The sequence below is a fragment of the Nitrospirae bacterium YQR-1 genome (assembly GCA_039908095.1).
Taxonomy (GTDB): Bacteria; Nitrospirota; Thermodesulfovibrionia; order Thermodesulfovibrionales; family Magnetobacteriaceae; genus Magnetomonas.
Window position 1 is genome coordinate 1 of sequence record JAMOBJ010000073.1, and the last position, 1,633, is coordinate 1,633.

Below are 1,633 nucleotides of genomic sequence, written 5' to 3' on the forward strand. Positions count from 1 at the left end.
ATGGTATGGGAAGCGTGGTTGAGGGGACGGTGAGGATAGGGCAGAGTGTGCTTTTAATTGAAGACCTTATAACTGACAGCGGCAACGGTGTTTACACCAGCGGAATATATAATGTGACATATGGAGCGGGTAAAGCCGGTGATATCAGCATTGAAACAAGTAATTTAGACATAACGGACGGTGGTGTTATAAGTACATCCGCCCTCAAAGGCAGCACCGGTGACGGTGGTGGTATCACAATTAATGCCTCAGACACTGTTAATATTTCAGGGCACTATTACAGAGGAATGGATTACTCAAGCGGAATATACAGCGTGACTTACGGCAGTGGTAAGGGTGGAGACATTACAATTGAGACAAATGAGCTGAAACTGACTGATGATGGAGTTATCAGCACCTCAGCTAGAGCACAGAGCACAGGACAGAGCGGCAATATTTCAATAAAAGCCTCCGATACCATCACTATATCAGGACACTATTTTAATATTGTGGATTATGCAAGCGGAATATACAGTGTGACGCACGGAGAGGGTAAGGCAGGAGATATTACGATAGAAACCGGTAATTTGAACATAACCGACGGCGGTATGATAAGTAGTTCCGTAATTGGTGCAAGTACGGGGACAGGCGGCAATATCTCCATAAATGCTGCTGAGTCTATAACCATCTCAGGCCAATATAACACAGAGAGCTACACCTACCGAGGTGGGATTTACTCTGTAACCGAGGGGTTAGGAGACGGTGGGAAAATTACGCTCGTTTCAAAAAATTTTTATATAACTGACGGCGGCACAGTCTCTGCGATAAGCACTGGAAGAGGGGATGCCGGCAGTGTCGAAATTAATACATCTGATAGTTTTTATCTTAATGAGGGCTTGGTAGAAACCTCCTCAACCGGCACATCAGGAGGCAATATCAGTATAACCGGGCTTAACATTCAACTGCTCAACGGCAGTGCTATCTTATCAAGTGTTAAAAGCGGTAAAGATAAGGGCGGCAATGTCAATATCCTTGCCACTACCCTGTGTGTACTGGATAGCAGCGAAATATCGGCAGACGCTGATTTAGGATACGGAGGGGACATAACAATAGGTGCTCATGCAGTATTCTTATGGGATAGCAGCGCTCTTCATGCCTCCTCAACAATAACCGGACATGAAGGTAGAATAAATATAAACTCTCCGCTTTCTGACATTACCGGTTCATTAATTCAGTTGAACCGGAGTTATCTTCAGGCCGAGAAAATGCTTCCTGAAAGCTGCGGGGCGGCAAGAACACAACGGGGTTCATTTGTAGTTAAAGGCAGCGAGTACCTCTCACCGCAACACAGCAATCTCTTATTCTAACTTGTCCTGCGAATAACCCTGCATTTATGTCACCATCCCTCAATCACTACAAAGGACTTATATCACAGAAAATATCAGGTAATTGTACATTTCATAATCGGCCCAGCCGGTAAGCACCATCTTTGTTTATATACTATTAGTAAAAAACTCCTTCAATTCATCCACTGAACCCGCTTTCTTGATAAGATTCCTGAACACTTCCAATTTATCCACAGTAACCATACACCCTATAGGCATACCCTTTCTCAGCTTAAACCCCGCTATAGACTTTTTGGCCTTTGTTACAA

At 44.1% G+C, this 1,633-nt stretch carries 1 protein-coding gene and 1 pseudogene; one reads left to right on the plus strand and one right to left on the minus strand.

From position 1 onward, the window contains the following. The coding region (locus H7844_15905; protein ID MEO5358763.1) for a hypothetical protein at window positions 1–1,346 on the plus strand (1,346 nt) is incomplete at its 5' end. Between the two features lie 192 nt (window positions 1,347–1,538). Here the strand turns inward: H7844_15905 and rplE are convergent. Then, window positions 1,539–1,633: pseudogene (gene rplE, locus H7844_15910) on the minus strand (50S ribosomal protein L5).